We start from the raw sequence: 3,069 nt of genomic DNA, 5'->3' as shown, positions 1-3,069 counted from the left end.
CACTTGAGTGGGGAAGGGGTTTCTTTGCTGCAACGAACTCTTTTGCCACCTGCAAATGAATTTCTGTCCTTTCAATCTCTGGAGAAAAGCCCCTCTTGCGAGCTGCTTCAACAGCCTTTTCCCAATATGAAAGATCCCACTTTCGGGCCTCATTTTTGGCTTTTTGCTCGTTGAGATTGATGATCTTTGCGTTGTAGCCAACGCGAGTTCTTGTCTTCTCTCCAAGAGACTCAATTTGGAGATACTGGATCTTCCGGCCGCGGTGATCTGTCCGTGTCTTCGTGACAGGCTCCACACCGCGCTCAACCATCGCCTTAGCACGCGGTCCAACGTGAATTTGCGCCTTCCGCTCGATCCCTTGAGCGGCAAGGGTCCGCCGATCGATCCGGACCGTATGGCCGGCACGCTCCAAATGAGCGTTGGCCGTCGTCTCCCAAAGCTCGCGCAATCGTTCTGTGCTGCCCTTTTCCGACAAACAGGCCACGCGCTTTCCTGTCTCTGGGTCTTTGTCACGGATGACAAGATGGGCGTGGGGGTTCTGAGCATCCTTGCCCTTGTCATGGATCGCCGCCATCCAAGGCGCCTTGCCCTGGCTTACCTGCCGAGCAAAATCACGGACTAAGTCCGCCCGCTCTTCCGGTGACAATTCACGAGGAAGGGCCAGCATCACCTTGTCGCAAACCCTGCCGTTCTTCCGGTCTGAGGCTTCTGCCTGGTCAAGCCAGGCGTGGGCCTCATGCCGTTGTTCTGGCATGTGCTCAGCCAGAACAACCCGGGCCGCGCTGTCCCGGGTGATGTAATCGACATGTGCCCCGGCGGTGCCGGGGGCATGGGTCGATTTCCCGATGCTGCGGTGGTTCAGGCTGTAGATGGCCAAGGTTTTTTTTCCTGTCGTCCTATGGGGGTTCGGGGTCTCCCCGAAGCACGGGTTTCGCAGAAACCCATAAGTGCGCCCTAGTCCATCCTATCGGACAGACTACCCTCCCGCAAGGGGAGGGCTCCGCTACGCTACGGGGTGGTTTTACGGCAAGAGAAGAGGAGCCGCTTGAGTGATACAGGCTTCTGATTGACAGATGACGACGAATGGTGGCAATTGAATATCAATGGAGGTCTTTGATGACAAAAGACTGTATATGGAGGTATAAAATGCCCGACCCTCAGATCGTCAAGAAAATTGCTTCTGGTGAAGCTGTTCTTTTAACGGCAGACCAAATTTCAAATAGACTTGGAATTTCTAGATCAACATTTGATAGATGGGTACGAAATTCATCAAAGAAAAATACTCCTAATACTGAAAAAAATACTGAAATTGGTACATTTTCTCCAGGTGGTTTTCAAATGACCGTTGGTTCTCGTATGAGAACATTAGAAGAAATTCAAAGTAACGATGATGAAGCATCATTTCCAGAGCATGACATCCGTATTGGGAAAAGCCCGCGGTGGCTTTTAGAAACTTTTGAAAAGTGGATTCAAAACAATATGAGTTGACCAAATAGAAATCGGCCAGGTGCCGCATGATCAAGGAGTTATCCACCCCCGCCCTCCTAGCGCTGTGGGGGCGCGTCGGTCAGGCGTGGATAACTCCCTCAAGGCCCCTTTTCAGGGGGATCATTGAGATCATAGAAGAGACAAAAAAAAATTCATTTAAATCATAGTGTTATAGGGGGGGGGTACGACACCAGCTATGTCGTACCCCTACGACACCAGCTATGTCGTACGGTTGACGTATTTTACGACATTGATGTCTTGACATTGGACACTATTTTGGCCTATCCCTCGGTCATTGATGTCGCATTTTACGACACCGTTGACTGAGGGCTGCGTCATGGCAACAGGCAGAAGCAGACAAGTAGGTTTGACGACTGCCCCAGGTGGGTCCTGGGTGCAGGTAGAACGTGCAGCGCTTGAACGTTGGGCAATTCTGGCGGCGGAAAATCCTAGGGCCGCATCAGTCATGATGGTGCTTGTCGCCCAGATGGGCAGACATAATGCTATCGTCGCCAGCCAAGCGAACCTTGCTAGGCTGGCTAACTGTTCCGTTCGCACATTCCAACGGGCGCTTGACGTGCTTCGGGCTGACAAATGGATTGAAGTTCGCCAAATTGGGCCAAATGGCACGTCCTGCGCTTACATCGTCAACGACCGGGTAGCCTGGAGCGGCAAGCGTGACGGTATCCGGTACAGCCTATTTTCGGCGGCTGTTCTGGTATCTGACAACGAGCAACCGGACCAAGCCGAACTTGAGCGTTTAGAGCCTCTAGAGCATGTCCCTGCGATGTTCACAGGCGAACAGCAACTCCCAGCTGGTGACGGTTTACCCCCACCATCACAGCCCGCATTGCCCGGTATGGAACCAGACCTTCCAGCCCGGAAAATAGATGAAGATTTAGCGGACTAAAAACCCATTCCAAAGCCGGGACCTTGCCCCTTTTTTGGGGCTTTGGTCTTCGCTTGTTCATTCTTTGGTTTGGCGGCTCTCCGCTTTTGAGCCTCTTTCTGCAAAGCCGCTTGCCGCTCTGCTTCAATTTTCCGAGCTTCAGCCTGTTTTTTTGCCTCTAGAACCGCTCGCCGTTCTTTCCAGGCGTTGCGCCCTTCAGTATCGGCCAATAACACTTCTCCGGCCTTCTGAGCGGCTTTTATCCGGCCCTCGACCTCAGAGAGAGGGCCAAATTTTAGACCAATCTTGTGGAGACGTGCCCGCCACGGGTGAGCCTGTTCGAGCTGGGATTTTTGCCACTCGGCCCCTTGCGCAGCCTTCGCTGCTTTTTCAGCAATCCGCCACCGTGCTTCATAACGATCTGCTAGGGCCGTTTTTTCGGCCTCCTGTGCGCGTCTCCGTTCGGCTTCGGCCTTACGAGCGTTTTCTTGCTGGGCCTTCTCAGCGGCCTTTCTATCGGCTTCTAGGGCATTCCAACGACGATCCCCAATTTCAGCAATCCGAGCACTTGAGTGGGGAAGGGGTTTCTTTGCTGCAACGAACTCTTTTGCCACCTGCAAATGAATTTCTGTCCTTTCAATCTCTGGAGAAAAGCCCCTCTTGCGAGCTGCTTCAACAGCCTTTTCCCAATA

The 3,069-nt window shown here is 52.8% G+C and carries 4 protein-coding genes; 2 read left to right on the top strand and 2 right to left on the bottom strand.

Annotated features, from left to right (window positions below):
* A partial coding sequence (locus tag ACLIRY_RS26810) for a MobA/MobL family protein (RefSeq protein ID WP_413208483.1) occupies positions 1 to 877 on the bottom strand: 877 nt, incomplete at its 3' end.
* Between the two features lie 269 nt (positions 878 to 1,146).
* On the opposite strand from ACLIRY_RS26810, the gene ACLIRY_RS26805 reads away from it, so the two are divergent.
* Both ACLIRY_RS26805 and ACLIRY_RS26800 read left to right on the top strand, forming a co-directional pair.
* Positions 1,147 to 1,488: a helix-turn-helix domain-containing protein gene (locus tag ACLIRY_RS26805; RefSeq protein WP_413208482.1), complete on the top strand. Its 342-nt coding sequence runs from the start codon at positions 1,147 to 1,149 to the stop codon at positions 1,486 to 1,488.
* Positions 1,489 to 1,954: 466 nt separating this feature from the next.
* Positions 1,955 to 2,398, top strand: coding sequence for a hypothetical protein (locus ACLIRY_RS26800; protein ID WP_413208481.1), 444 nt, complete (start codon positions 1,955 to 1,957; stop codon positions 2,396 to 2,398).
* Here ACLIRY_RS26800 and ACLIRY_RS26795 read toward each other — a convergent pair.
* A partial coding sequence (locus ACLIRY_RS26795) for a hypothetical protein (RefSeq protein ID WP_413208480.1) occupies positions 2,395 to 3,069 on the bottom strand: 675 nt, incomplete at its 5' end. The two genes, ACLIRY_RS26800 and ACLIRY_RS26795, sit on opposite strands and share 4 nt — an antisense overlap.

Origin of the sequence: Rhodospirillum sp. A1_3_36 (assembly GCF_047263945.1) — a bacterium.
Taxonomy (GTDB): domain Bacteria; phylum Pseudomonadota; class Alphaproteobacteria; order Rhodospirillales; family Rhodospirillaceae; genus Rhodospirillum.
The sequence above is the reverse complement of the archived record's forward strand: the minus strand, read 5'-3'. Positions and strand labels throughout refer to the sequence as shown.

Bases quoted from the DNA above. Each gene is read 5' to 3' on its own strand.
- ACLIRY_RS26805 (WP_413208482.1), top strand. From the start codon at position 1,147: ATGCCCGACCCTCAGATCGTCAAGAAAATTGCTTCTGGTGAAGCTGTT.
- ACLIRY_RS26800 (WP_413208481.1), top strand. From the start codon at position 1,955: ATGATGGTGCTTGTCGCCCAGATGGGCAGACATAATGCTATCGTCGCC.